Source organism: Streptomyces melanogenes (assembly GCF_014649795.1).
Taxonomy (GTDB): domain Bacteria; phylum Actinomycetota; class Actinomycetes; order Streptomycetales; family Streptomycetaceae; genus Streptomyces; species Streptomyces noboritoensis.
In genome coordinates this window covers 410,179-435,988 of the sequence record NZ_BMTS01000003.1, presented here as the reverse complement: position 1 = coordinate 435,988, position 25,810 = coordinate 410,179, and the positions used below count along the sequence as shown (strand labels likewise).

The following is a 25,810-nucleotide window of genomic DNA, read 5'->3' as shown; positions in this document are numbered from 1 at the left end:
CGGTCGGGGGCATGGAGAACGCACTGCGTCCGTTGATCGTCATCGGCGGCTCGGTCGTGCTCACGCTGGCCCTCGTGTGGCTGGCCGACCGGCTGCTCCGCCAGGCCGACGCCCGGCACAGCGAGACCCCGCTGTGGGGACTGCTGCGCCGCTGCCGCGTCCCGTTGCAGGTCGTCGTCCTCACCGCGCTGCTGAGAGGCACCTACCGCCAGATCAAGTGGGCCCCGGTCCAGGACCACGAGGCGGGCCTCGGCCAGCTCCTCTCCCTCGTCCTCATCGGCGCGAGCGCCTGGCTGGTGGTGCGGATCGCGGCGGCGGTCGTGGAGGCGTCGTACGCGCGGTACGCGGCCTCCGCGCTGGATCCGGCGCGGGTGCGCAGGGTCCGTACGCAGGTGACGCTGATCCAGCGCGTGGTGACGGCGGTCGTGGGCGTGGTCGCGGTGGCGTCGATGCTGCTGACGTTCCCGGCGATGCGGACGGCGGGGACCTCGATCCTGGCCTCCGCGGGCATCATCGGCATCGTGGCCGGTGTGGCCGCCCAGTCGACGCTCGGCAACCTCTTCGCGGGCCTCCAGATCGCCTTCGGCGACATGGTGCGGATCGGGGACACGGTGGTCGTGGACGGCGAGTGGGGCGTGATCGAGGAGATCACCCTGACCTACCTCGCGGTGCGCACCTGGGACGAGCGGCGCCTGACGATGCCGGTCTCCTACTTCACCAGCAAGCCGTTCGAGAACTGGTCGCGCGGCGGCGTCCAGATGACCGGCACGGTCTTCTTCCACCTGGACCACGCGGCCCCGGTGGCCCTGATGCGCGAGAAACTGGCCGACATCCTCCGCGAATGCCCCGCCTGGGACGGCCGCGAAAGCGCCCTCGCGGTCACCGACACCACCCCGTCGACGATCGTGGTCCGAGCAACGGTCACGGCGAAGGACGCGGGCGACATCTGGACGGTACGGGTCACGGTCCGCGAACAAATGATCACTTGGCTCCACGACCACCATCCGGAGGCGTTGCCGAGGATCAATACGGACCGGGGATAACGGGGTCCGGGGCGGAGCCCCGAAAGCGGGGTGCAGGGGCCGCAGGCCCCGCTCGGGGTCCGGGGGCGAAGCCCCCGGGAAAGCCACCTCAACCCCCACCCACCCCCGGAGGGTTTAGGGAAGGGGCGGGGTGGGGTCATCGCAGGCTGCGCACATCCAGCTGGCGCAGGACCCGGTCCACGATTTCCGGGTCCGCGCCGGCTTCACTCCGCGCAGACAACACCTCATGCCGCGCCGCCGACATCATCTCCCGCTGAATCCGCTGGATCGTCCGCAACCGCTCCACCCGCTTCGCGTACGCCTCCCGCCGCTCCTCGTCGACCATGTCCGGACTGATCCGCGCCCCCACGTCGTACGCCCGCCGCAGCAGCTGCTCCATGACCTCCTCGGGCAGCTCCTCCACGTCCTCGATCTCCCGCAGCCGCCGCTTCGCCGCCTTCGCCGCGCGGATCGCGAGCTCCCGCTCCAGCGCCCGCTCGGCGTCGGTGTCGGCCTGGACGCCCAGGCGCCGCACCAGGGACGGCAGCGTCAGGCCCTGGAGCACCAGCGTCACCATGATCACGCAGAACGCGACGAAGACGATCTCGTCGCGCGCGGGGAACGCCGAGCCGTCGTCGGTCCGGAACGGGATCGCGAGGGCGAGCGCGACCGAGGCCACCCCCCGCATCCCCGCCCACCACATGACGATCGTCTCCCGCCACGTCGTGGGGATCTCCTCGTCGTAGTCCCGTCGCGTGTGCAGCCGCTTGGCGAGCCAGGTCGCGGGCAGCAGCCACACCAGCCGTACGCCGATGACGACCCCGACCACGATCGCGCCCCAGCCCGCCATCTCGCCGACCCGGCCGGTCGCGGTGCCGAACACGTTGTGCAGTTCGAGCCCGATGAGCCCGAACGCGATCCCCGTCACCAGGGTGTCGACGATCTGCCAGAACGTGGCCCCGGCGAGCCGCCCCTGGACGTCGTCCGCGTCCACCGCGTGCTCGGCCAGGAACAGCGCGAGCGTGAGCACGGCGAGCACCCCGGACCCGCCGAACTCCTCGGCCAGTACGTACCCGACGAACGGCACCAGCAGGGTGAGGCCGATCTGGAGCGTGGCGTCGTCGAGCAGCCCCATCAGCTTGTTGGCGGTCCAGCCCAGGACGAGCCCGACCACGACCGCCACCACGGCGGACAGCACCAGCTCGCCCACCGCGTCCGGCCACGAGAAGTCGCCGCTGACCGCCGCCGCGATCGCCACGTGGTAGAGCACGATCGCGGTGACGTCGTTGAACAGCCCCTCCCCCTCCAGGATCGACACCAGCCGGCGGGGCAGCCCGAGCGAGCCCGCGACGGCGGTGGCGGCGACCGGGTCGGGCGGCGCAACGAGGGCGCCGAGCGCGACGGCGGCGGCGATCGGCAGCCCGGGCACGATGGCGTGGGCGACGGCCGCCACGGCCGCCGTGGTGACGAACACCAGGGCCACCGCGAGCAGCAGGATCGGCCGGACGTTGGCGGCGAACTGCCGCCAGGAGGTGCGCTGGACGGAGGCGTAGAGCAGCGGCGGCAGGACCAGCGGAAGGATGAAGTCCGGCGGTACGGCGACGTTCGGGACGAACGGCAGCAGGGCCAGGACCCCACCGAGGAGCGTCATCAGGACCGGCGCGGGCAGCCCCAGCCGGTCCCCGACCGGAACGGTGACCACCGCTCCGAGCAGCAGCACGAACAGCAGGGCCAGCTGATCCACGGATGCCCTCCGGGGCGGCGAGGTGATCAAGACCTCCAGCGTGCCACGCGGTTCACCGTACAAAGCTGCGGACCGTGCCGGGTTGCTCGCGCAGTTCCCCGCGCCCCTAGGTAGTTAGGGGCGCGGGGAACTGCGCGACCAGCCACAGACGGCCCGCAGATGAAAACCCGGCCCCGACGCCTACGGCGTCATTCGCTCTCCGCCCGGATCACGTCCAGCGCGTGCTGGAGGTCGTCCGGGTAGCTGCTCTCGAACTCGACCCAGCCGCCGTCCGACGGGTGCTCGAAGCCGAGGCGCACCGCGTGCAGCCACTGCCGGGTCAGGCCGAGGCGCTTGGCGATGGTGGGGTCCGCGCCGTACGTCAGGTCGCCCACGCACGGGTGGCGGTGGGCCGACATGTGCACGCGGATCTGGTGGGTGCGGCCCGTCTCCAGCTTGATGTCGAGCAGCGAGGCCGCCCGGAACGCCTCGATCAGGTCGTAGTGCGTCACCGACGGCTTGCCCTCGGCCGTGACCGCCCACTTGTAGTCGTGGTTGGGGTGGCGGCCGATGGGCGCGTCGATGGTGCCGCTCATCGGGTCCGGGTGGCCCTGCACCAGGGCGTGGTAGCGCTTGTCCACGACACGGTCGCGGAACTGCTGCTTCAGGTAGGTGTACGCCCGCTCCGACTTGGCGACGACCATCAGGCCCGACGTGCCGACGTCGAGGCGGTGGACGATGCCCTGGCGTTCGGCCGCGCCGGAGGTGGAGATCCGGTACCCGGCCGCCGCGAGGCCGCCGATGACCGTCGTCCCCGTCCAGCCCGGGCTCGGGTGGGCCGCGACGCCGACCGGCTTCACGATCACGACGATGTCGTCGTCGTCGTGGACGATCTCCATGCCCTCGACCGGCTCGGCCACGATCTGCACCGGCGCGGGCGCCTGGGGCATCTCGACCTCCAGCCACGCGCCCCCGCGGACCCGCTCGGACTTGCCCACCACCGAGCCGTCGACCTGGACCTTCCCCGCCGCGGCGAGCTCAGCGGCCTTCGTACGGGAGAACCCGAACATGCGGGAGATGGCGGCGTCGACGCGCTCGCCCTCCAGACCGTCGGGAACGGGCAAGGTGCGGATCTCGGGAAACGTACTCACCCGTCGAGTATGCCTTGTCGCACCGACAACCCCGCCCGCACCGAGCTGCGGCTCAGTCCTTGTGCACCGTTCCGTCCGGGTCCAGGCCCCGGAACGAGAGGATCACGATCAGGAAGCCGCCGCAGACGATCGCGGAGTCGGCGAGGTTGAAGACCGCGAAGTGGGCCGGCGCGATGAAGTCGACCACCGCGCCCTCGAAGACGCCCGGGGAGCGGAAGATGCGGTCGGTGAGGTTGCCGAGCGCGCCGCCGAGCAGCAGGCCGAGCGCGATCGCCCAGGGCAGGCTGTAGAGCTTGCGGGCCAGCCGGAAGATCACCACGATGACGGTCGCCGCGATCATCGTGAAGATCACGGTGAAGGCCTCGCCCATGCCGAACGCGGCGCCCGGGTTGCGGATCGCGTTGAGCTCCAGCAGGTCGCCGACGAGCTGGATCGGCTCGTGGTGCTCCAGCTTGGCCACCACGAGCATCTTGCTGCCGAGGTCGAGCAGGTACGCGAAGAGCGCCACCGCGAACAGCACGGCGATCCTGCGCCTGCCCTTGGGCCGCTCGTCGGGAGCCGCGGCCTCGTCGGGCCCTTCTACGTCCGGCGTACCGATGATGCGCTCCGCCTCTGCCACGTGAGTCCCTCAACCCTAGGTACCTGACTGAGGACGAGGGTACGACACACGCGTACGGAGTCAGCCTCGGCGTTCCTGCTTCTGCTTGTCCTCGACGCAGAGGGTCGCGCGCGGGAAGGCCTGCATCCGCGCCTTGCCGATGGGATTGCCGCAGACCTCGCAGTAGCCGTACGTCCCGGCGTCCAGCCGCTCCAGGGCGCGCTCCGTCTGCTCCAGCATCTCGCGCGCGTTGGCGGCGAGCGCCATCTCGTGCTCGCGGGTGATGTTCTTGGTCCCGGTGTCGGCGTCGTCGTCACCGGCGCCGTCCCCGGAGTCCCGCATCAGCCCGCTCAGGGCGTTCTCGGAGGCCTCGATCTCGGTGCGCAGGCGCAGGACCTCGCTGGTCAGCTCCGTGCGCGCCTCGGCGACCTCGGCGGGCGTCCACGGGTCCTCCCCGGGCCGCACCGGCAGCTCGCCGGGCACCCCGGCGACGACGGTACGGGCCTTGGGCACCGCCGATGCCGCCGCCGTGGACTTCCTGGCCGCCGCCTCGCCGGCCGTGTTCTTGGCAACCACCTTCTTGGCTCCCCTCTGCTGCGCGGCCTCGGCCGCCCCCTTGGCCGCCGGGGCGGCCTCCTTCGCTGCCCCACCGGCAGCCTTGCCCGACACCGCTTTCGCCGTCTTCTTGGCAGCGGCCTTCTCGGCCACGGCTTTCTTGGCCGGAGCCTTTTTGGCCGGAGCCTTCTTGGTGGCGGCTTTCCTGGCACCGGTCTCGTCGACCCCTGCCTTCTCGGCCGCCGCCTTCTTGGTCGCCGCCTTCTTGGCAGCGGCCTTATTAGGCGTTGCCTTCTTGGCGGCGGTCTCCTTGGTCGCGGTCTTCTTGGCCGGTGCCTTCTTGGCAACCGGTTCCTTGGACGCGGCTTTCTTGGCCGCGGCCTTCTTCGGGGCCGCCTCCTTCTTGGCCGCAGCCTTCTTCCCGGACGAGTCCTCCGTAGCGACCTTCTTCGCCGCGGCCTCGGACGCCAACGCGGTCTTCTCAGCCACCATGGCCGCGGCCCCTTCACATATTGTGATCTTGCTCGCGAATCGTGCTGGGACGATAAATCGACCCCAGGCCCGCGGCAACGGGGCACGCCGCCGGTCCGGCCCCGCCCGACGTGCCCGGAGACGAACCTGCATCCGTTGTGCCCAGCTCTTGGGCCCGTAATCCGCCACACGGGCGGAGCCGGAGCCCGCGGGACCCCGTATGGCCATTCGGGTCATGTGCGCGGCCCGGCCGGGGCTCGCCAAAACCGGTCGGCCGTTGTCCGTACGGCCCCGTACACTGGGCCCAGCGAGAGGCGTCGACGGGACGAGTAGCGCCGTACGCAGCCAAGAGCGATCCGGGGACGGTGGGAGCCCGGAGGCGAGCGCGACACGAAGATCACCCCTGAGCCGCCGGAAGAAAGCCCACCGGGCCAGTAGAACCGGCTTCGCACCCCAATGAGGGGGCGGCGCGCGCGAGCGCGGCGCCAAGGAGGGTGGTACCGCGGGAGCGCTTCACGAGAGGCTCTCGTCCCTCCGACGGAAACGTACGACGATCCGCCGGAGGATGAACGGATGTCGCAGTACCGCCAGGTGCCCGCCCAGGTCGACCTGCCCGCGCTGGAGCACGCCGTGCTCGACTTCTGGCGCGAGGCGAAGGTCTTCGCCAAGAGCCTCGAACAGTCCGAGGGCCGCCCCGAGTGGGTCTTCTACGAGGGCCCCCCGACCGCCAACGGCATGCCCGGTGCCCACCACATCGAGGCCCGCGTCTTCAAGGACGTCTTCCCGCGCTTCCGGACCATGCAGGGCTACCACGTGGCCCGCAAGGCCGGCTGGGACTGCCACGGCCTGCCGGTCGAGCTCGCCGTCGAGAAGGAGCTCGGCTTCAACGGCAAGAAGGACATCGAGGCGTACGGCATCGCCGAGTTCAACGCCAAGTGCCGCGAGTCCGTGACCCGCCACACCGACGCCTTCGCCGAGCTCACGACCCGGATGGGCTACTGGGTCGACCTGGACGACGCCTACCGGACGATGGACCCCGAGTACGTGGAGTCCGTCTGGTGGTCCCTGAAGGAGATCTTCAACAAGGGCCTGCTCACCCAGGACCACCGCGTCGCCCCCTGGTGCCCGCGGTGCGGCACCGGCCTGTCCGACCACGAGCTGGCGCAGGGGTACGAGACGGTCGTCGACCCCTCGGTCTTCGTCCGCTTCCCGCTCACCTCCGGCCCCCTCGCGGGCGAGGCCGCGCTCCTGGTGTGGACGACCACGCCGTGGACGCTGGTCTCCAACACCGCCGTGGCCGCCCACCCCGAGGTCACGTACGTCGTCGCCAGCAACGGCGAGGAGAAGCTGGTCGTCGCCCAGCCGCTGCTCGAGAAGGCGCTCGGCGAGGGCTGGGAGGCCACCGGACAGACCTTCACGGGCGCCGAGATGGAGCGCTGGACCTATCAGCGCCCCTTCGATCTCGTCGAGTTCCCCGAGCCCGCGCACTACGTGGTGAACGCCGACTACGTGACGACCGAGGACGGTACGGGTCTGGTCCACCAGTCCCCCGCCTTCGGCGCCGACGACCTCCTGGTCTGCAAGGCGTACGGCCTGCCGGTGGTGAACCCGGTCCGCCCCGACGGCACCTTCGAGGAGGACGTGCCGCTGGTCGGCGGCGTCTTCTTCAAGAAGGCCGACGAGAAGCTGACGCAGGACCTGGCCGACCGCGGTCTGCTGTTCCGCCACGTGCCGTACGAGCACAGCTACCCGCACTGCTGGCGCTGCCACACCGCGCTGCTCTACTACGCGCAGCCGTCCTGGTACATCCGCACCACCGCCGTCAAGGACGCGATGCTGCGGGAGAACGAGAAGACCAACTGGTTCCCGGACTCCGTCAAGCAGGGCCGCTTCGGCGACTGGCTGAACAACAACATCGACTGGGCGCTCTCCCGCAACCGCTACTGGGGCACCCCGCTGCCGATCTGGCGCTGCGAGGACGACCACCTGACCTGCGTCGGCTCGCGCGCCGAGCTGAGCGAGCTGTCCGGCACGGACCAGAGCGACCTCGACCCGCACCGCCCGTACATCGACGACGTCACCTTCACCTGCACGGCCGAGGGCTGCTCGCACACGGCGGTCCGCGTCCCCGAGGTGATCGACGCCTGGTACGACTCGGGCTCGATGCCGTTCGCGCAGTGGGGCTACCCGTACAAGAACAAGGAACTGTTCGAGAGCCGCTACCCGGCGCAGTTCATCTCCGAGGCCATCGACCAGACCCGCGGCTGGTTCTACACGCTGATGGCGGTCGGCACCCTGGTCTTCGACAAGTCGTCGTACGAGAACGTGGTGTGCCTGGGCCACATCCTCGCCGAGGACGGCCGCAAGATGTCCAAGCACCTGGGCAACATCCTGCAGCCGATCCCGCTCATGGACCAGCACGGCGCGGACGCGGTGCGCTGGTTCATGGCGGCCGGCGGCTCCCCGTGGGCCGCGCGCCGGGTGGGCCACGGCACCATCCAGGAGGTCGTCCGCAAGACGCTCCTCACGTACTGGAACACGGTGGCCTTCCAGGCCCTGTACGCGCGCACGTCCGACTGGGCGCCCAGCGCGGCCGACCCGGCCCCGGCGGACCGCACGGTCCTGGACCGCTGGCTGCTGAGCGAGCTGAACACGCTGGTCGACCAGGTCACGCAGGCCCTGGAGGCGTACGACACGCAGCGCGCGGGCAAGCTCCTGTCGGCGTTCGTGGACGACCTGTCCAACTGGTACGTGCGCCGGTCGCGGCGCCGGTTCTGGCAGGGCGACAAGGCGGCGCTGCGCACGCTGCACGACGTGGTGGAGACGGTCACGCGCCTGCTCGCCCCGCTGACCCCGTTCATCACCGAGCGGGTGTGGCAGGACATGGTGGTGCCGGTGACCCCGGACGCCCCGGAGTCCGTGCACCTCTCGTCCTGGCCGAAGGCGGACGCGTCGGCGATCGACCCGACGCTGTCGCAGCAGATGCTGCTGGTGCGGCGGCTGGTCGAGCTGGGCCGCGCCACGCGCGCGGAGTCGGGCGTCAAGACGCGCCAGCCGCTGTCGCGCGCGCTGGTGGCCGTGGCGGGCTTCGAGTCGCTCTCGCCGGAGCTGCACGCGCAGATCACGGAGGAGCTGAACGTCTCCTCGCTCGCCTCCCTGTCCGAGGTCGGCGGGTCCCTGGTCGACACCACGGCCAAGGCGAACTTCCGGGCGCTGGGCAAGCGGTTCGGCAAGGGCGTCCAGGACGTGGCCAAGGCGGTCGCGGCGGCGGACGCGGCGGCGCTGTCGGCGTCCCTGCGCGACACGGGCTCGGCGACGGTCTCGGTGGGCGGCGAGGAGGTCGTGCTCGCCCCCGACGAGGTGATCATCACCGAGACGCCTCGTGAGGGGTGGTCGGTGGCGTCCGACTCCGGTGCGACGGTCGCGCTCGACCTGGAGATCACGCCGGAGCTGCGGCTCGCGGGCCTGGCCCGGGATGCGATCCGGCTGATCCAGGAGGCGCGCAAGAACAGCGGGCTCGATGTGGCGGATCGGATCGCGGTGCGGTGGGAGTCGTCCGACGCGTCTGTCGTCTCGGCGCTGTCCGCTCACGCGGAGCTGATCGCGGAGGAGGTCCTGGCGACGGACTACGCGGCGGGTTCGGCTGACGACACGTACGGCGACCCGTTCACGGACGAGTCCCTGTCCCTGACGTTCCGCCTGCGCAAGGCGTAGCGCGCGACGCCGCGAGCGGCCCGTCCCCGGTGCTCCGGGGGCGGGCCGCTGTGTTTAGCCCCCACCCCGCCCCTTCCCGAAAGCCCTCTGGCGGGCGGCCGGGCACTTCGTCTGCGGACCGTGGTGGGTTGCTCGCGCAGTTCCCCGCGCCCCTAACTACCTAGCGGGGTGCAGGGGCCGCAGGCCCCGCAAAGGGGGTCCGGGGGCGTAGCCCCCGGGAGACCACCCTTACCCCCACCCACCCCCGGAGGGTTTAGGGAAGGGGTGGGGTGGGGGCCGAAAAAGGGCCGGGCCCCCGGATAATCCGGGGGCCCGGCCCTTCAGCCTGCCGACGGCTGTGCGCGGGGTGCGCGCGTACCGCCCGTCAGTTGTCGTCCTCGTCGATCAGGAAGCCCCGCATCGGAGAGGGAGCCTGCTGCATCGGCGACGGCCCCTGCGGCCGCACCGGCGCCATCGGCTGCGTCATCGCGGGCGACATCTGCTGCTGCCCGCCGTAGGAGGGACCGCCACCCATCGACGGCTGCCCGCCCATGGTGTGCCCGCCCATCGAACCGGCACCGGCCGACGCCATCGACCCGCTCATCTGCGGAGCCGGCGGCAGCGACGCGGTCGCCGGGGTGCGCGGCGGAGCCAGCGAGTCGTCCGCCTGGGTCTCCAGCTGACGCAGCTGCGACTCCAGGTAGGACTTCAGCCGCGTACGGTACTCGCGCTCGAAGCCGCGCAGGTCCTCGACCTTGCGCTCAAGGGTGGCGCGGGCCGACTCGAGCGAGCCCATCGCGACGCGGTGCTTCTCCTGCGCGTCCCGCTCCAGCGCGTCGGCCTTGGCGCGGGCGTCCCGCTCCAGGCCCTCGGCGCGCGACCGGGCCTCGCCGACGATCTTGTTGGCCTCGGAGCGGGCCTCGGCGATCGCCTGGTCGGCGGTCTGCTGGGCCAGCGACAGGACGCGCGCGGCGCTGTCGCCGCCGGGGCCCTGGCCGGGCTGGGACATCTGCGGGCCGTGGCCGCCCATGGGGCCGCCCATCGGCTGGCCCATGGGGCCCTGGCCGAGCTGGTTCTGACCCATCTGGTTCTGGCCCATCGGACCCTGGCCCATGGGGCCCTGACCCATCGGTCCCTGGCCGAGCTGGTTCTGGCCCATCGGACCCTGACCCATGGGGCCCTGGCCGAGCTGGTTCTGACCCATCTGGTTCTGGCCCATCGGACCCTGGCCGTGCTGGCCCTGCGGGCCGTGGCCACCGGGGCCGGCGGGCAGCTGCGGGGCGCCGCTCGGCAGCTGCGGCGGGCCCATCTGCGGCTGCTGCTGCACCTGCGGAGGTCCGGATATGGCGGCGGGCACGGGGGCGCCCGGACCGCGCTGGTCCTGCGGCTCCGGCTTGCGCATACCCTGCTGCTGCTGGTTCTGCGCGGCGGCACGCGTCGCGGCGGCCAGCTTGGCGCGCAGGTCCTCGTTCTCGCGAAGCAGGCGGGTCAGTTCGGCTTCGACCTCGTCCAGGAAGGCATCGACCTCGTCCTCGTCGTAGCCTTCTCGGAGCCGGACGGTCGTGAACTGCTTGTTCCGCACGTCCTCAGGGGTCAGCGGCATCTCTTCTTCACCTCTACGTAGTCGTCGGCAGTCGGCAGGACCGTGTCGCTCACATCTATCTCCCCACGCTGGTGACGATGGAGATCAGGATGTACACGATGATCATCAGAACGAAGAAGGACAGGTCGAGTGCCACGCCCCCGAGACGCAGCGGCGGAATGAACCGCCGCAGAAGCTTGAGCGGTGGATCGGTGACAGTGTAGGTGGCCTCAAGAATGACCACCATCGCCTTGCCGGGTTCCCATGAACGTGCGAACTGCAAGACGTAGTCCATGACGAGCCGGAAGATCAGCACGATGAGGAAGCACATCAGCGCGATGTAGACCACATCCAGTGCGACGCCCATCTCGCGCTTCCCTCTCCCCTTGCTCTCTGTGCCCCCGGCCCCTTGGCCGGATCGTTCCCGGTGTCGTGTCTCAGCTCTGGTTGAAGAAACCGCCCTCTGCGATACGGGCCTTGTCCTCCGCCGTGACATCGACGTTAGCAGGCGACAACAGGAACACCTTCTGCGTCACCCGTTCAATACTGCCGTGCAAACCAAACACAAGACCGGCGGCAAAGTCGACAAGTCGCTTCGCATCGGTGTCGTCCATCTCGGTGAGGTTCATGATCACCGGCGTGCCCTCGCGGAAGTGTTCCCCGATGGTACGGGCCTCGTTGTAGGTCCGCGGGTGCAGCGTGGTGATGCGGTAGGGCTCCCGCTCGGACACGACCTTGGGCATGATCACCGGTGCGTTCTTCTCCAGGCTCGGACGTTCAGGTGTGATGGATGCCACGGGGGCGATTCGCGCCGGACGCCCCGATTCCGCGGGCATCACGGCTGCGTGCGCGACCGGTTCACGGGGAGCCGGCGGCTGTACGGCTCGTACCGGTTCGTCCCGTTCGACCTGATGCGGAGGCTGGTGCCGGCGGCGGTCCCGCTCGGGCTCCGGCTCGGGTTCGAACTCGTCATCGGGGTCGAACCCCGGGCCGTCGTACCCATCGTCCTCCACGAGACCGAGGTAGACCGCCATCTTGCGCATCGCGCCGGCCATGCTCCGATTCCTCCGCTCTGTGGTGGATCGCCCTTGTCGCCAAATGTCGCTGTGTCACCAAGTGCCCACGATCCACTAGGTCTGCCCACCGAAGAGTGGGAATGACCATATTTTCTGCTGTGGTCCGACTTGCTTCGCGACGTTACCCGAGCCGGGGTCGGACTCCGAGTACCGCCGTACCGACGCGTACATGTGTCGCTCCGGCCGCAACAGCCTCTTCGAGGTCCGCACTCATCCCTGCTGACACCATGTTCGCAGCCGGATGAGCGCGGCGCAGGTCAGTCGACAAATCCATCAGCCGCTCGAATGCGGCCCGTTCGCGGCCCGCGTACTCGCCCGCCAGCGGCGCCACGGTCATCAGACCGTCCAGCCGCAGACCGGGCGCGTCCGCCACAAGTCCGGCCAACTGCTCGATTCCGTCAGGGGCGACGCCGCCCCGCTCGCCCCGCGCACCCGACTCGGCGTCGAGCGCGACCTGGATGAGGCACCCCACTTCCCGCTCCGCCTTCACGGCGGCCGCGGAGAGCGCGGTGACCAGCCGGTCCCGGTCGACGGACTGCACCAGATCCGCGTAAGTCACCACGGAACGGACCTTGTTCGTCTGGAGCTGACCCACGAAGTGCCAGCGCAGGTCCGCGAGGTCGGCGCAGGCCGCCGCCTTGGGGCCGGCGTCCTGGTCCCGGTTCTCGGCGACCTGACGCACCCCCAGCTCGTACAGGAGTCGCACGTCGCTCGCGGGGTAGGTCTTGGTGACCACGATGAGCGTCACGTCGTCGCGCTTGCGCCCGGCGGCCGCACAGGCCGCGGAGATACGTTCCTCCACCTGTGCCAGGTTCGCGGCGAGTTCCGCCTTACGGTCCGTCATGCCCGCTTCCCTCTCCCCCGGTCGCACCGGGCCCCTCGGCGTCGAGCCAGACGTATCCGGCGAGCCGCCCGGTGGTGCGGTCGCGGCGGTACGAGAAGTGGTCGTGCGATTCGAGCGTGCACACCCCCGACGCCTGCCGGTCCGTGATCCCGAGCGCCGCCAGCTGCGCGTGCACGCCCGCGGTGACGTCGACGGCCGGGGTCCCCCAGCTCGTTCGAGACCGGGCGGCCGGTTCGGCCGCGGCGACCTCGTCCCGCATCGCCGCCGGGACCTCGTAGCACTTACCGCAGACGGCGGGCCCGGTCCGCGCGGTGATCCGGGACGGCTCGGCGCCGAGCGAGACCATCGCCGCGACCGCCGCGGGCACCACGCCCGCGACCATCCCGGGCCGCCCCGCGTGCGCGGCGGCCACCACCCCGGCGACCGGGTCGGCGAGGAGGACGGGCGTGCAGTCGGCGGTCAGGACCGCGAGGGCGAGCCCGCGACGGGCCGTCACCACCGCGTCCACCGCCGGGACCTCGGTGTCCGGGCCCCACGGCCCGTCCACCACGGCCACGTCCGGCCCGTGCACCTGGTTCATCCAGACCACGAGCTCCGGGTCGAGCCCCAGCGCCTTGGCGGCGAGGCCGCGGTTGGTCCGGACCGCGGCGGGGTCGTCGCCGACCGCGCCGCCGAGGTTGAGCTCCTCGTACGGAGCGGCGCTCACTCCGCCCCACCGGTCGGTGAAGGCGAAGTGCGCGCCGCTCACGAGGACGTGCTGCCCTATCACTTCAAGAAGTCCGGGACATCCAGCTCTTCGGCCTGGCTGTCCTGGTACGGGCGGGCCGTCGGCACCTGCGGCGGGCTCGCCTCGCCGACCGGCGCGGTCTCGACCGGGGCCGGGGCCGGGGTCTCCTCGCGCGCGCTCACCGTGCCGAGTCCGCCCAGCGGGCGCTCGGCGGCGCGGACCGGCGCGGGCTCGTCGCGCTTGGCGGCGGTGGAGCCCAGCACGTTGTCGCGGCGGGCGGGCGGCTGGCCGCCGTCGAACCCGGCCGCGATGACCGTGACCCGTACCTCGTCGCCCAGCGCGTCGTCGATGACCGCGCCGAAGATGATGTTGGCCTCGGGGTGGGCGGCCTCGCTGACCAGCTGCGCGGCCTCGTTGATCTCGAAGAGACCGAGGTCGGAGCCGCCGGAGATGGAGAGCAGCACACCGCGGGCGCCGTCGATGGACGCCTCCAGGAGCGGCGAGGAGATCGCCATCTCGGCGGCGGCCACCGCGCGGTCGTCACCGCGCGCCGAGCCGATGCCCATGAGCGCCGAACCGGCCTCGGACATGACCGACTTGACGTCGGCGAAGTCGAGGTTGATCAGGCCCGGGGTGGTGATCAGGTCGGTGATGCCCTGGACGCCGGAGAGCAGGACCTGGTCGGCCGACTTGAAGGCGTCGAGCACCGAGACCTGGCGGTCCGAGATGGAGAGCAGCCGGTCGTTGGGGATGACGATGAGGGTGTCGACCTCTTCGCGGAGCTCGGCGATGCCGTCCTCCGCCTGGTTGGCGCGACGGCGGCCCTCGAAGGTGAACGGCCGGGTGACCACACCGATCGTGAGGGCGCCGAGCGAGCGCGCGATGTTGGCGACGACGGGTGCGCCGCCGGTGCCGGTGCCGCCGCCCTCTCCCGCGGTGACGAAGACCATGTCGGCCCCCTTGAGGACCTCCTCGATCTCCTCGCGGTGGTCCTCTGCCGCCTTGCGCCCGACTGCCGGGTTGGCTCCGGCGCCGAGGCCGCGGGTGAGTTCACGGCCGACGTCGAGCTTGACGTCGGCGTCGCTCATCAACAGAGCTTGTGCGTCGGTGTTGATCGCGATGAACTCGACGCCCTTGAGACCGACCTCGATCATTCGGTTGATGGCATTGACACCACCGCCGCCGACACCGATGACCTTGATGACTGCGAGGTAGTTCTGCGGTGCTGCCACGTCGAAGGCCTCTCGCCTCGAGTTACGGGTCGTCACGTGCGGGTGTCGCACGGCGACGACGAATGCCGATGTGGGACGGTCCGAACGCCGACCCGAACCCTAACGTTGAAGTTTAGGGTTACCAATGTGTCTGTTCCCTGGACTCTTCCGAACAGGACACTAAGTCGACAAGTGGCGCACGTTCAACGAACACGCCGAACCTCCCGTTTTTCTTTTCACCCTATGTGATCACCCGTAGCGATGACCAACCAGGGTGCTGGCCAGCGCATATGTGCGTCAACTCCCCGATGCCGCAGGGGCGGTGGGGGCGCTCACATCGAAGTACCGCGCCCTGGGCGCCGCTTTCATGAGGGCGACCAGCGTACGGGCCTTGAGCTCCCCCTCCTCGTCACTGCCCCACATGACCGTACGCCCGCGGCTCAACTCCAGGGAGACCGCGTCGTAGGAGGTGACCCGGACGAGTCGGGTGTCCTTGGCGACGGCGGACGGGAGTTCGCCCGCCACCTTGACCGCTTCGCGCACCAGTGCGTCGGACGGAAATCGGCGCAGTGAGGGCGAGTTGTCCGGGTTCAGTTCGAGCAGCGGTACGTGCGCGGGCGCCTTGGCGACCGTGGCGAACCGCACACCCTTGGCGTCCACTTCGGTGAAGTTCGCGCCTTTTTTCATCAGGAGAACGGGCTTGCGCTCGGTCACGTCGAGCGTGATGCCGTGCGGCCAGGAGCGGCCGACGTCCACCGAGTCGAGCCGCGGCAGCTTGCGCAGCAGCCGGGCCTCGATCGCGTCCGTGTCGACCGAGACCAGCGGGGATCCGACCGGAACGGCCGCCGCCGCCTCGACCTCGGCGGGGGTGAGCACCTCGGTGCCGGTGGTCTCCACCTGCTCGACCCGCAGCCAGGTGGAGCCGTACAGCACCCAGACGACGGCCGCGCCGAGGACCACGGCCGTGGCCAGAATCAGCAGCAGCCGGCGCCGGGCGGGCAGGCGCAGCCGCAGCCGTCCCGCGCCTGGGCGGCGGGGGCCGGACGGGCCGGACTTCTTCGCCTGCCCCGCTCCGCGTCGAGCGGTCGCCTGTCCGGCCACGGTCCCCTGCCTTCTGCCGCCCCGTCAGCGCGCGGCGATCGCCTCGTACACCATGCCGACGAGCAGGTCGTCGGCGTCCCGGCGGCCGAACTCGGAGGCGGCGCGGGACATCTCGTACAGCCGGTGCGGGTCGGCGAGCACGGGCAGGACCTGGTCCTGCACCCACCCGGGGGTGAGTTCGGCGTCGTCGACCAGCAGACCGCCGCCCGCCTTGACCACCGGCTGGGCGTTGAGCCGCTGTTCGCCGTTGCCGATCGGCAGCGGTACGTAGGCGGCGGGCAGCCCGACGGCGGAGAGTTCGGCGACGGTCATCGCGCCCGCGCGGCAGAGCATCATGTCGGCCGCGGCGTACGCGAGATCCATCCGGTCCACGTACGGTACCGGGATGTACGGCGGCATTCCGGGCATGTTGTCGACGCGCGGCACTTCGTTCTTCGGGCCGACCGCGTGCAGGATCTGGATGCCGGAGCGCTGGAGCACCGGAGCGACCTGCTGGATCACCTCGTTGAGGCGGCGGGCGCCCTGCGAGCCGCCGGAGACCAGCAGCGTCGGCAGGTTGGGGTCCAGGCCGAACGCGGCGCGCGCCTCGGGGCGGACCCGGGCGCGGTCGAGGGTGGCGATGGAGTGCCGCAGCGGGATGCCGATGTAGCGGGAGTTGCGCAGCTTGCTGTCGGGCGTGGCGACGGCGACCCCGGCCGCGTACCGCGAGCCGATCTTGTTGGCCAGGCCCGGGCGGGCGTTGGCCTCGTGGACGACGATCGGCACCCCGAGGCGCTTGGCGGCCAGATAGCCGGGCAGCGCCACATAGCCGCCGAAGCCGACGACGCAGTCCGCCTTGGTGCGCTCCAGGATCTGCTCGGCGGCCTTGATGGTGCCGCGCAGCCGTCCCGGGACCGTGATCAGTTCGGGGGTGGGCCTGCGGGGCAGCGGGACGGCCGGGATGAGCGCGAGCTCATAGCCCCGCTCCGGGACCAGCCGCGTCTCCAGCCCCTTCTCCGTGCCGAGGGCCGTGATCCCCACGGTGGGGTCCTGCCTGCGCAGGGCGTCCGCGAGGGCGAGCGCGGGCTCGATGTGGCCGGCGGTCCCCCCACCGGCGAGTACGACATGCACCGAAATTCACCGCTCTCCGGACGGACGCTTCTTGACGCGCCGTCTCATCGACTTCCAACTCACCCGAGGCTGCCGCATGGCCAGCGCCGCCCGCGCCGCGGGGTCGTCCCGCGCGAACGCGATCAGCAGCCCCACGGCGAACATGGTCGGCAGCAGCGCGGACCCACCGTAGGAGAACAGCGGGAGCGGGACACCGGCGATCGGCAGCAGGCCGAGCACCGCACCGATGTTGATCACGGCCTGGGCCACGATCCAGGTGGTCACACCTCCCGCGGCGTACCTCACGAAGGGGTCCTCCGTGCGTCCGGCCACGCGGATACCCGCATAGCCTAGAGCCGCGAACAGGGCGAGCACCGACAGCGTCCCCGCCAGGCCCAGTTCCTCACCGGTGATGGCGAAGATGAAGTCGGTGTGCGGTTCGGGGAGTTGACCCCATTTTTCCACACTCGCGCCCAGACCGGAACCGAACCATCCGCCCGAGGCGAGGGCGTAGATTCCATGGACCGCCTGCCAGCACTGGTCCTGCGGGCCGGGGTCGGTGGCCCCGATGCAGGCGAGCCGGCCCATCCGGTTGGGGCTGGTCCTGATCAGGATCACGGCGAGGGTTCCGGCCACCGCGAGGACGCCCCCGAAGAGCCGGGTGGGCGCCCCGGCGAGCCAGAGCAGGCCGAAGAGGATCGCGGTGAGGATGATCGCGGTGCCCATGTCGCCGCCGAGCATGATCAGCCCGAGCAGCAGGAACGCGACCGGGACCAGCGGCACCAGCATGTGCTTCCACTGGGTGAGCAACCGTTTGTCCTGCTTGCGGGCGAGCAGGTCGGCGCCCCACAGGATCAGCGCCAGCTTGCCGAACTCGCTGGGCTGGAGCTGGAACGGGCCGCCCAGGTAGATCCAGTTCTGGTTGCCGTTGACCGACATCCCTATCCCGGGGATCTGTACCAGGACCATCAGGAAGACGGTGACCACCAGCATCGGGTACGAGAGCGCCCGGTGCAGCTTGGCGGGCATCCGGGCGGCCGCGAACATCAGCGCGCCGCCGATCAGCGCGGCCAGGAACTGCTTGCGGAAGAAGTACGCGGCCGGCAGCGACAGCTCCAAGGCCTTGATCATCGAGGCCGAGTAGACCATCACCAGACCGAGCACGGTGATCAGCAGCGAGCTGCCCAGGATCAGGTAGTACGCGGTGAGCGGCCGGTCCCAGGCCCGCCGGGCCCGCTCGAACAGCCGCCGCGGGCCGCCGCCGCGGGGTCGTGACGGGGTGCCGCCGGCGCCGCCGCGCTTGACCGCGGGGCGGCGTACGGCCCCGGCGGCACGGCTGCGCAGGACGAGCCCGGGCGGGGTCGCTTCGGCCGGCATGTGTGCTGTCCCCTCCAGTCGTGCCCGGCGCCGCCGGTCCGCGGGACGGGGTCCCGGCCGGCTAGGCGCGCTCGGCGGCGAGTCCGCGGACCGCTTCCGCGAAGGCCTCGCCGCGCTTGTTGTAGTTGGTGAACATGTCCATCGAGGCGCAGGCCGGGGCCAGCAGGACCGTGTCCCCGGGCTTCGCGAGCCCGGCCGCCGCGCGGACCGCCTCGGACATCGCCCCAGTGTCGGTCCGCTCGACGTCGACCACCGGTACCTCGGGGGCGTGTCGCGCCAGCGCTTCGGCGATCAGGTGGCGCTCGGCGCCGATCAGGACGACCCCGCGCAGCCGCTTCGCGGACCGCTGGACGAGCTCGTCGAAGGACGCGCCCTTGGCGAGGCCCCCGGCGATCCAGACGATCGGCTCGTAGGCGGCCAGGGAGGCCTCGGCGGCGTGCGTGTTGGTCGCCTTGGAGTCGTCCACGTACGCGACGCCCTCGACGTCCGCCACGTGCGCGATCCGGTGGGCGTCCGGGCGGAAGGCCCGCAGCCCGTCCCGTACGGCCTTGGGCTCGACGCCGAAGGCGCGGGCGAGCGCGGCCGCCGCGAGGGCGTTGGCGATGTTGTGGGGAGCCGGCGGGTTGACGTCCGCGACCTCGGCCAGCTCCTGGGCGTTCTTCTGCCGGTTGGCGACGAAGGCGCGGTCGACCAGGATGCCGTCCACGACGCCGAGCTGGGAGGGGCCCGGGCTGCCGAGGGTGAAGCCGATGGCCCGGCAGCCCTCCTCGACGTCGGCCTCGCGGACCAGGTCCTCGGTGGCCGGGTCGGCGACGTTGTAGACGCAGGCGACCGTGTTGCCCTCGTAGATGCGGCCCTTGTCGGCGGCGTACGCCTCCATGGAGCCGTGCCAGTCGAGGTGGTCCGGGGCCAGGTTGAGCACGGCGGCCGAGTGGGCACGCAGCGAGGGCGCCCAGTGCAGCTGGTAGCTGGAGAGCTCCACGGCGAGTACGTCGAGATCACCGTACGTCTCCTCGCCGAGCACCACGTCGACGATCGGCGTGCCGATGTTGCCGACGGCGGCGGTGCGCAGGCCCGCCGCGCGCAGGATCGACGCCAGCATCTGGGTGGTGGTGGTCTTGCCGTTGGTGCCGGTGATCGCCAGCCAGGGCGCGGCGTTCTCGCCGCGCAGCCGCCAGGCGATCTCCACATCGCCGACCACGTCCACGCCCGCCTCGGCGGCGGCCGCGAACAGCGGGGAGTCGGGCTTCCAGCCGGGCGAGGTGACGACCAGACCGGTCCCCTCGGGGAGCGTTTCCGCGTCCCCGAGGCGGACGGAGATACCTTCCTCCGCCAGTTCGGCGGCGCGCTCCCGGTGCGTACCGGAGTCGCCGCCGTCCACGACCGTCACCACGGCGCCGAGACCGGCCAGGGCGCGGGCGGCGCTGATGCCGCTCACCCCGAGACCGGCGACGGTGATCCGCATGCCCTGCCAGCTCTGACTCACTTGTCGGCTGCCCATCCCGCGTAGAAGAGACCCAGACCCACGATGACGCACATGCCCTGGATGATCCAGAATCTCACCACCACAAGGACTTCGGACCAGCCCTTGAGTTCGAAGTGGTGCTGGAGCGGGGCCATCCGGAAGACGCGCTTCCCGGTCATCTTGAACGAGCCGACCTGGATGACCACCGACATGGTGATCATCACGAAGAGGCCGCCGAGCAGGGCGATCAGGAACTCGGTGCGCGAGCAGATCGCCAGACCCGCGAGCGCGCCGCCGAGCGCGAGCGAACCGGTGTCGCCCATGAAGATCTTGGCGGGCGAGGTGTTCCACCACAGGAAGCCGAAGCAGGAGCCCATCAGGGCCGAGGCGACCACCGCGAGGTCCAGCGGGTCGCGCACCTCGAAGCAGGCGTTGGGGTTGGTCAGGGTCTGCGCGTTGGCGCAGGACTCCTGGAACTGCCACAGCCCGATGAAGGTGTACGCGCCGAAGACCATCACCGACGCGCCGGTGGCCAGGCCGTCCAGACCGTCCGTCAGGTTCACGCCGTTGGACATGGCGAGAATCATGAACAGCGCCCAGATCACGAACAGGACCGGGCCGATGGACCAGCCGAAGTCCGTGATGAAGGAGAGCTTGGTGGAGGCGGGGGCGTTGCCCCGCTTGTCCGCGAACTGGAGCGCCAGGACCGCGAAGGCGATGCCGACGATCAGCTGTCCGGCCATCTTCGCCTTGGCGCGCAGGCCCAGCGAACGCTGCTTGACGATCTTGATGTAGTCGTCCAGGAAGCCGACCAGGCCCATGCCGGCGGTCAGGAACAGCACCAGCAGGCCCGAGAAGGTCGGGTCCTCGCTGGTGATCACCTTCGTCGCGGCGTACGCGATGAGCGTCGCCAGGATGAAGGCGATGCCGCCCATGGTGGGCGTGCCCTTCTTGCCGGCGTGGCCGCGCGGGCCGTCGTCGCGGATGAACTGGCCGTAGCCCTTGCGGGCGAGCAGCTTGATGAGCAACGGGGTGCCGACCAGGGTCAGGAAGAGACCGATGGCTCCCGCGAAGAGGATCTGCCTCATCGGGCGGCGACCTCGCCCTCGACGCCACCGTCGAGCAGCGCGAGTGCCACCCGTTCCAGGCCGATCGACCGCGATGCCTTCACCAGCACGACGTCTCCCGGGCGCAGTTCACTGCGCAACAGGTCGACGGCCGCCTGTGCGTCGGACACGTGCACCGACTCCTCACCCCACGAACCCTCGTTATATGCGCCCAGTTGCAGCCAGGACGCTTCCCGGTCCCCGACTGCCACGAGCTTGCTGACGTTGAGCCGGACGGCGAGCCGTCCGACCGCGTCGTGCTCGGCGAGCGATTCGTCGCCGAGCTCGGCCATCGGACCGAGCACCGCCCACGTACGGCGCCCCTTGCCCATGGCCGCGAGCGCGCGCAGGGCGGCTCGCATGGACTCGGGGTTCGCGTTGTAGGCGTCGTTGACGACTGTCACACCGTCCGGACGCTCGGTGACCTCCATACGCCAGCGGGAGAGGGTGCCCGCCTCGGAGAGCGCGCGGGCGATCTCGTCTGCGGACATGCCCAGCTCATGGGCGACGGCGGCCGCGGCGAGCGCGTTCGACACGTGGTGCTCACCGTACAGGCGCAAGGTCACGTCGCTGCACCCGGAGGGTGTGTGAAGCCTGAAGGAAGGCTGTCCGGCGTCTGTGAGCCGGACATTCTCGGCGCGTACGTCCGCGTCCTCGGCCTCGCCGAAGAGCAGGACGCGCGCCTTGGTGCGCGGCGCCATGGCCCGTACCAGCGGGTCGTCGGCGTTCAGCACGGCGCAGCCGTCCTGCGGCAGCACCTCCACCAGCTCGCCCTTGGCCTCGGCGATCTGCTCGCGGCCGCCGAACTCGCCGATGTGGGCGGTGCCGACGTTCAGGACGAGCCCGATGCGCGGCGGGGTCAGACCGGTGAGGTAGCGGATGTGGCCGATGCCGCGCGCGCCCATCTCCAGGACCAGGTGCCGGGTCTCGGAGGTGGCGGTGAGCGCGGTCAGCGGCAGGCCGATCTCGTTGTTGAGCGAGCCCGGCGTGTAGACCGTCGGCGCGTGCCGCTGGAGCACCTGCGCGATCAGGTCCTTGGTGGAGGTCTTGCCGGAGGAGCCGGTGAGCGCCACCACGTCGGTGCCCAGGCGGCGCACGACCTCGCGGGCCAGCGCCCCGAGGGCGCCCTGGACGTCGTCGACGACGATCGCGGGCACGCCGACGGCCCGGGCGGCCAGCACGGCCACCGCTCCCGCCTCGTACGCCACGCGCGCGTAGTCGTGGCCGTCGACGTGCTCGCCCGCGAAGGCGGCGAAGAGGGAACCGGGCGCCACCAGGCGGGAGTCGATGACGACGGATCCGGTGACCTGGACGGACGGATCCGGTATGTCGTACGACTGCCCGCCGACGATTTCGGCGATCTCGGCGAGGGAGAGGGCGATCACTGCTTCATCCCTGACTGTGCTTGGCGGTGTTCGATCGCGGCCCGCAGGACCAGGCGGTCGTCGAAGGGGCGGACCACTCCGGCGGTGTCCTGGCCCTGTTCGTGGCCCTTGCCCGCGACCAGGACGGTGTCGCCCGGCTCGGCGCGGGCCACGGCCGCGGCGATGGCGGCGGCCCGGTCGGCGTCGACCAGGACGTCACCGCGCTCGTGGACGGGCACCTCGGCGGCGCCCGCGAGCATCGCGGCGAGGATGGCGAGGGGGTCCTCGGAACGGGGGTTGTCCGAGGTCAGTACGGCGGTGTCGGCGAGCCGGGCGGCCGCGGCGCCCATCGGCGCTCTCTTGGTCTGGTCGCGGTCGCCGCCGCAGCCCAGGACGATGTGCAGCTTGCCCCGGGTGACCTTGCGCAGCGAGCGCAAAACCGATTCGACGGCGTCCGTCTTGTGCGCGTAGTCCACCACCGCCAGGAACGGCTGGCCCGCGTCCACCCGCTCCAGGCGGCCGGGCACGCCCGGTACGGCGGCCACGCCGTCGGCGGCGGTCTGCGGGTCGATGCCCGCGACGGCCAGCGTGACGATCGCGGCGAGGGTGTTGGCCACGTTGAAGGGGCCGGGCAGCGGGGCGGTGGCGGAGATCCGCTCGCCCTTGGGGCCGACGGCCGTGAAGGTCGAGCTGTCCTGACGCACGTCCACGTCCTCGGCGCGCCAGTCGGCGTCCGGGTGGCCCTCGGCCGAGAAGGTGGTGACCTCGATGCCGGACTCGCCGGCGGCCAGCCTGCGGCCGTACTCGTCGTCGAGGTTCACCACGCCGAGCCGCGCGCGCTCCGGCGTGAACAGCTGCGCCTTGGCCTGGAAGTAGTCCTCCATGTCGGAGTGGAACTCCATGTGCTCCGGGCTCAGGTTGTTGAAGACGGCGACGTCGAAGACGCAGCCGTCGACCCGGCCCAGCACCAGCGCGTGGCTGGAGACCTCCATGGCGACCGACTCGACCCCGCGCTCGCGCATCACCGCGAACAGGGCCTGCAGGTCGGTGGCTTCGGGGGTGGTGCGCTCGGACTTGATGCGCTCGTCGCCGATGCGCATCTCGACCGTGCCGATCAGGCCGGTGCGGTGTCCGGCCCCGCGCAGCCCGCCCTCGACGAGGTACGCGGTGGTGGTCTTCCCGGAGGTTCCGGTGATGCCCAGCTGGAGCAGGTCGCGGCCGGGGCGCCCGTAGATCTCGGCGGCCAGCTCGCCCATGGCGCCGCGCGGGTCCTCGGTGACCAGGACCGGCAGGCCGGTCGCGGCGGCGCGCTCGGCGCCCGCCGGGTCGGTGAGGACGGCGGCGGCTCCCAGGCCCGCGGCCTGGGCGGCGAAATCGGCGCCGTGGAAGCGGGCGCCGGGCAGGGCCGCGTAGAGGTCGCCGGGGCGGACCGCGCGGGAGTCGTGGGTGATGCCGGTGACCTCTCCCGACCCCGGGGTCTCGGCACCCAGCCGGTCGGCCAGTTCGCCCAGGGATGTCGGGCGGGGCCGGTCCGGCCGGGGCGCTCCCGGCTGGTGCGCGGGGGCGTCCTGCGGGGTGGTTCGGTACTGATCAGCGTGTGGCACGGCGGTGAGCGTACCGGGCGTACCCGCCGGGTCGCCAAAAGAGGGGGGCGGGGCGTGGTGGTTGCGGTCCTGGTTCCCGGGACCGGGGGTGATGGTTGTCACTGATGGTTCCGGATTCAGTCGTTGCCGCCGAAGGAGACGGGCAGATTGGGCTGCTTGGCGCCGGTCGGCGGGATCTGCAGGGTCTTGAGCGCGAACTCCATCACCTGCTTGTAGATCGGGCCGCAGATCTGGCCGCCGAAGTAGCTGCCCTTGGTGGGGTTCTGGATGGCGCAGTAGACGGTGACGGCCGGCTTGTCGGCGGGGGCGAAACCGGCGAAGGAAGCGGTGTAGCCGTGGTAGCGGCCGGTCTTGGGGTCGACGCGGTTGGCGGTTCCGGTCTTGCCCGCGACCCGGTAGCCGGGGATGCGGGCCTTGATTCCGGTTCCCTCCTCGTCGCCGACGACCGACTCCAGCATCTCGGCCACGGTCCTGGCCGTCTTCTCGCTGACCACCCGGGACTGCTTGGGCGCGGGGGCCGGGGTGAAGCGGCCGTCGGGGCCCTTGGTGCCGCGTACCAGCGTCGGTTCGAGCCGCACCCCGCCGTTGGCGATCGTCGAGTACACCGACGCCGCCTGCATGGCGCTGAGCGAGAGGCCCTGGCCGAAGCGGACCGTGTACTGCTGGGAGGTCGACCACTTCTGCGGCGGCGCGAGGATGCCGGGGGTCTCGCCGGGGTAGCCGAGGCCGGTCGGCGAGCCGAGGCCGAACTTGCGCAGATACGAGTAGAGGACCTGGTCGGCCTCGGCGTCGGTCTTGCCGAGCTGCTCCACGGCGAGGATCGTGCCGATGTTGCTGGACTTGGCGAGGACGCCGTTGAGCGTCAGGTTCCAGGTCGGGTGGTCGATGTCGTCCTTGAACAGCCGGTCGCCGCGGTGCAGCCGGTTGGGCACGGTGACGTGGGTCAGCGGGGTCGCCGCGTTCTCCTCCAGGACCGCGGCCATGGACATGACCTTGGCGGTGGAGCCCGGCTCGTACACGTCCTGGACGGCCGGGTTGCCCAGCGCCGACTTGTTCGCGTGCGAGAGGTCGTTGGGGTCGAAGCCGGGGGCGTTGGCCATGGCCAGGACCTCGCCGGTGTCGGTGCGCTGGACCACCACATAGCCCCGGTCGGCCTGGGACTTGCGGACCTGGTCGGTGATGGCCTTCTGGGCCATCCACTGGATGTCCCGGTCGATGGTCAGCTCGACGCCCGAGCCGGGCACGGCCGGGGTCTCGTGGGTGCCCGCGGTGGGCACCCGGCGGCCGCCCGACTGGGCGTAGCTGATCTTGCCGTCCTGGCCCGCCAGGACCTTGTCGAGCTGGGACTCCAAGCCCCCGCCACCGCGCCCCTCGGCGTTGACGTAACCCAGTATCCCGGCAGCCAGGTCGCCGTTGGGGTAGACCCGCTTGCTGCTGGACTCGTTGAAGACGCCGCCGAGCACATTGGCGCCGGGGCCGCCCTTGGCCAGATCGGCCCGGGCCTTCTCGGCGAAGACCTTCTTCAGGTCCTTGATCTGGTTCCACACCTGCGGCGTCTGGCGGCGGGCGAGGACCACATAGCGGCTCCTGGGCGTCTTGAGCTTCTTGGCGATCTCGTCCTGGTCCTTGCCGATCAGCGGGGACAGGAGGGCCGCGGCCTGCTCGGGGGCGTCGTCGGCCTTGCTGGTCCTCGGCGTGAACATCGACGGGTCGGCGGTGATGTCGTACGCGTCGACGCTGGTGGCAAGCGCGATGCCGGCGCGGTCGGTGATCTCGCCGCGCTCGGCGGGCAGCGCATAGCTGGCGTACCGGTTCTTCTCCGCCTTGGCGGAGTACGCGCTGGCGTCGACCGCCTGCACCTGGAGCAGCCGGACCACGAACGCGATCATGATGAGGGTGAGCCCCAGGCTGACCAGGCGGAGCCGGGGCCGGGGGCTGCCGAGCCTTATGCGCGCGGGGGCCTTGGGGCGGCGCTGCGCCGGGCGGGCCTGGGGGCGCGGCCGCGCGGGTCCTGGCACCCGGCGGCGCGGCGGTTCCTGGGGGCTCACTGC

At 71.1% G+C, this 25,810-nt stretch carries 20 protein-coding genes; 2 read left to right on the top strand and 18 right to left on the bottom strand.

Annotation, left to right across the window (positions count from 1 at the left end; genetic code table 11):
* Positions 1-11: 11 nt before the first annotated feature.
* Positions 12-1,043, top strand: a complete 1,032-nt coding sequence (locus tag IE252_RS09025) for a mechanosensitive ion channel family protein (RefSeq protein WP_190088784.1) — start codon at positions 12-14, stop codon at positions 1,041-1,043.
* 136 nt (positions 1,044-1,179) lie between these two features.
* On the opposite strand, the gene IE252_RS09020 is transcribed toward IE252_RS09025, so the two are convergent.
* From IE252_RS09020 to IE252_RS09005, 4 genes are all read right to left on the bottom strand, one after another.
* Positions 1,180-2,766 (bottom strand): Na+/H+ antiporter, encoded by a 1,587-nt coding sequence (locus IE252_RS09020; RefSeq protein WP_190088783.1) that lies wholly within the window; start codon positions 2,764-2,766, stop codon positions 1,180-1,182.
* Between the two features lie 188 nt (positions 2,767-2,954).
* Positions 2,955-3,896, bottom strand: a complete 942-nt coding sequence (locus IE252_RS09015) for an RluA family pseudouridine synthase (RefSeq protein ID WP_190088782.1) — start codon at positions 3,894-3,896, stop codon at positions 2,955-2,957.
* 52 nt (positions 3,897-3,948) lie between these two features.
* Positions 3,949-4,515: a signal peptidase II gene (gene lspA / locus IE252_RS09010; protein ID WP_190088781.1), complete on the bottom strand. Its 567-nt coding sequence runs from the start codon at positions 4,513-4,515 to the stop codon at positions 3,949-3,951.
* Between the two features lie 60 nt (positions 4,516-4,575).
* Positions 4,576-5,541 (bottom strand): TraR/DksA family transcriptional regulator, encoded by a 966-nt coding sequence (locus IE252_RS09005; RefSeq protein WP_190088780.1) that lies wholly within the window; start codon positions 5,539-5,541, stop codon positions 4,576-4,578.
* 552 nt (positions 5,542-6,093) lie between these two features.
* Here IE252_RS09005 and ileS point away from each other — a divergent pair.
* Positions 6,094-9,234: an isoleucine--tRNA ligase gene (ileS, locus tag IE252_RS09000; RefSeq protein ID WP_190088779.1), complete on the top strand. Its 3,141-nt coding sequence runs from the start codon at positions 6,094-6,096 to the stop codon at positions 9,232-9,234.
* Between the two features lie 364 nt (positions 9,235-9,598).
* Here the strand turns inward: ileS and IE252_RS08995 are convergent, their stop codons facing one another.
* The 14 genes from IE252_RS08995 to IE252_RS08930 form a co-directional block, all read right to left on the bottom strand.
* A complete protein-coding gene (locus tag IE252_RS08995) occupies positions 9,599-10,816 on the bottom strand; it encodes a DivIVA domain-containing protein (RefSeq protein ID WP_190088778.1) in 1,218 nt (405 codons plus the stop codon).
* A gap of 55 nt (positions 10,817-10,871) precedes the next feature.
* The gene (locus IE252_RS08990; RefSeq protein WP_190088777.1) at positions 10,872-11,162 is read right to left on the bottom strand and encodes a YggT family protein; all 291 of its coding nucleotides are present in this window, start codon (positions 11,160-11,162) and stop codon (positions 10,872-10,874) included.
* 70 nt (positions 11,163-11,232) lie between these two features.
* Positions 11,233-11,850, bottom strand: a complete 618-nt coding sequence (locus IE252_RS08985) for a cell division protein SepF (protein WP_101387917.1) — start codon at positions 11,848-11,850, stop codon at positions 11,233-11,235.
* 142 nt (positions 11,851-11,992) lie between these two features.
* A complete protein-coding gene (locus tag IE252_RS08980) occupies positions 11,993-12,715 on the bottom strand; it encodes a YggS family pyridoxal phosphate-dependent enzyme (protein ID WP_190088776.1) in 723 nt (240 codons plus the stop codon).
* On the bottom strand, positions 12,702-13,484 hold the full coding sequence (gene pgeF, locus IE252_RS08975; RefSeq protein ID WP_190088775.1) for a peptidoglycan editing factor PgeF: 783 nt from the start codon (positions 13,482-13,484) through the stop codon (positions 12,702-12,704). Before pgeF ends, IE252_RS08980 begins: the two co-directional genes overlap by 14 nt.
* Positions 13,481-14,674 carry a cell division protein FtsZ gene (gene ftsZ / locus IE252_RS08970; protein WP_190088774.1) on the bottom strand — a complete coding sequence of 398 codons (1,194 nt, stop codon included), beginning with the start codon at positions 14,672-14,674 and terminating at the stop codon, positions 13,481-13,483. The genes pgeF and ftsZ overlap by 4 nt, the downstream gene beginning before the upstream one ends.
* A gap of 276 nt (positions 14,675-14,950) precedes the next feature.
* Positions 14,951-15,754: a cell division protein FtsQ/DivIB gene (locus tag IE252_RS08965; protein ID WP_190088773.1), complete on the bottom strand. Its 804-nt coding sequence runs from the start codon at positions 15,752-15,754 to the stop codon at positions 14,951-14,953.
* Positions 15,755-15,778: 24 nt separating this feature from the next.
* Positions 15,779-16,864 (bottom strand): undecaprenyldiphospho-muramoylpentapeptide beta-N-acetylglucosaminyltransferase, encoded by a 1,086-nt coding sequence (gene murG, locus IE252_RS08960; protein WP_190088772.1) that lies wholly within the window; start codon positions 16,862-16,864, stop codon positions 15,779-15,781.
* 6 nt (positions 16,865-16,870) lie between these two features.
* Positions 16,871-18,220, bottom strand: coding sequence for a putative lipid II flippase FtsW (gene ftsW, locus IE252_RS08955; RefSeq protein ID WP_190088771.1), 1,350 nt, complete (start codon positions 18,218-18,220; stop codon positions 16,871-16,873).
* A 61-nt stretch (positions 18,221-18,281) separates the two neighbouring features.
* On the bottom strand, positions 18,282-19,721 hold the full coding sequence (murD, locus tag IE252_RS08950; RefSeq protein ID WP_190088770.1) for a UDP-N-acetylmuramoyl-L-alanine--D-glutamate ligase: 1,440 nt from the start codon (positions 19,719-19,721) through the stop codon (positions 18,282-18,284).
* Positions 19,703-20,773 (bottom strand): phospho-N-acetylmuramoyl-pentapeptide-transferase, encoded by a 1,071-nt coding sequence (gene mraY / locus IE252_RS08945; protein WP_190088769.1) that lies wholly within the window; start codon positions 20,771-20,773, stop codon positions 19,703-19,705. The genes murD and mraY overlap by 19 nt, the downstream gene beginning before the upstream one ends.
* Positions 20,770-22,176 carry a UDP-N-acetylmuramoyl-tripeptide--D-alanyl-D-alanine ligase gene (locus tag IE252_RS08940; RefSeq protein WP_190088768.1) on the bottom strand — a complete coding sequence of 469 codons (1,407 nt, stop codon included), beginning with the start codon at positions 22,174-22,176 and terminating at the stop codon, positions 20,770-20,772. The genes mraY and IE252_RS08940 overlap by 4 nt, the downstream gene beginning before the upstream one ends.
* Positions 22,173-23,861, bottom strand: a complete 1,689-nt coding sequence (locus tag IE252_RS08935) for a UDP-N-acetylmuramoyl-L-alanyl-D-glutamate--2,6-diaminopimelate ligase (protein ID WP_190088767.1) — start codon at positions 23,859-23,861, stop codon at positions 22,173-22,175. The genes IE252_RS08940 and IE252_RS08935 overlap by 4 nt, the downstream gene beginning before the upstream one ends.
* Before the next feature lie 14 nt (positions 23,862-23,875).
* Positions 23,876-25,807, bottom strand: a complete 1,932-nt coding sequence (locus IE252_RS08930) for a peptidoglycan D,D-transpeptidase FtsI family protein (RefSeq protein WP_190088766.1) — start codon at positions 25,805-25,807, stop codon at positions 23,876-23,878.
* Positions 25,808-25,810: the final 3 nt, after the last annotated feature.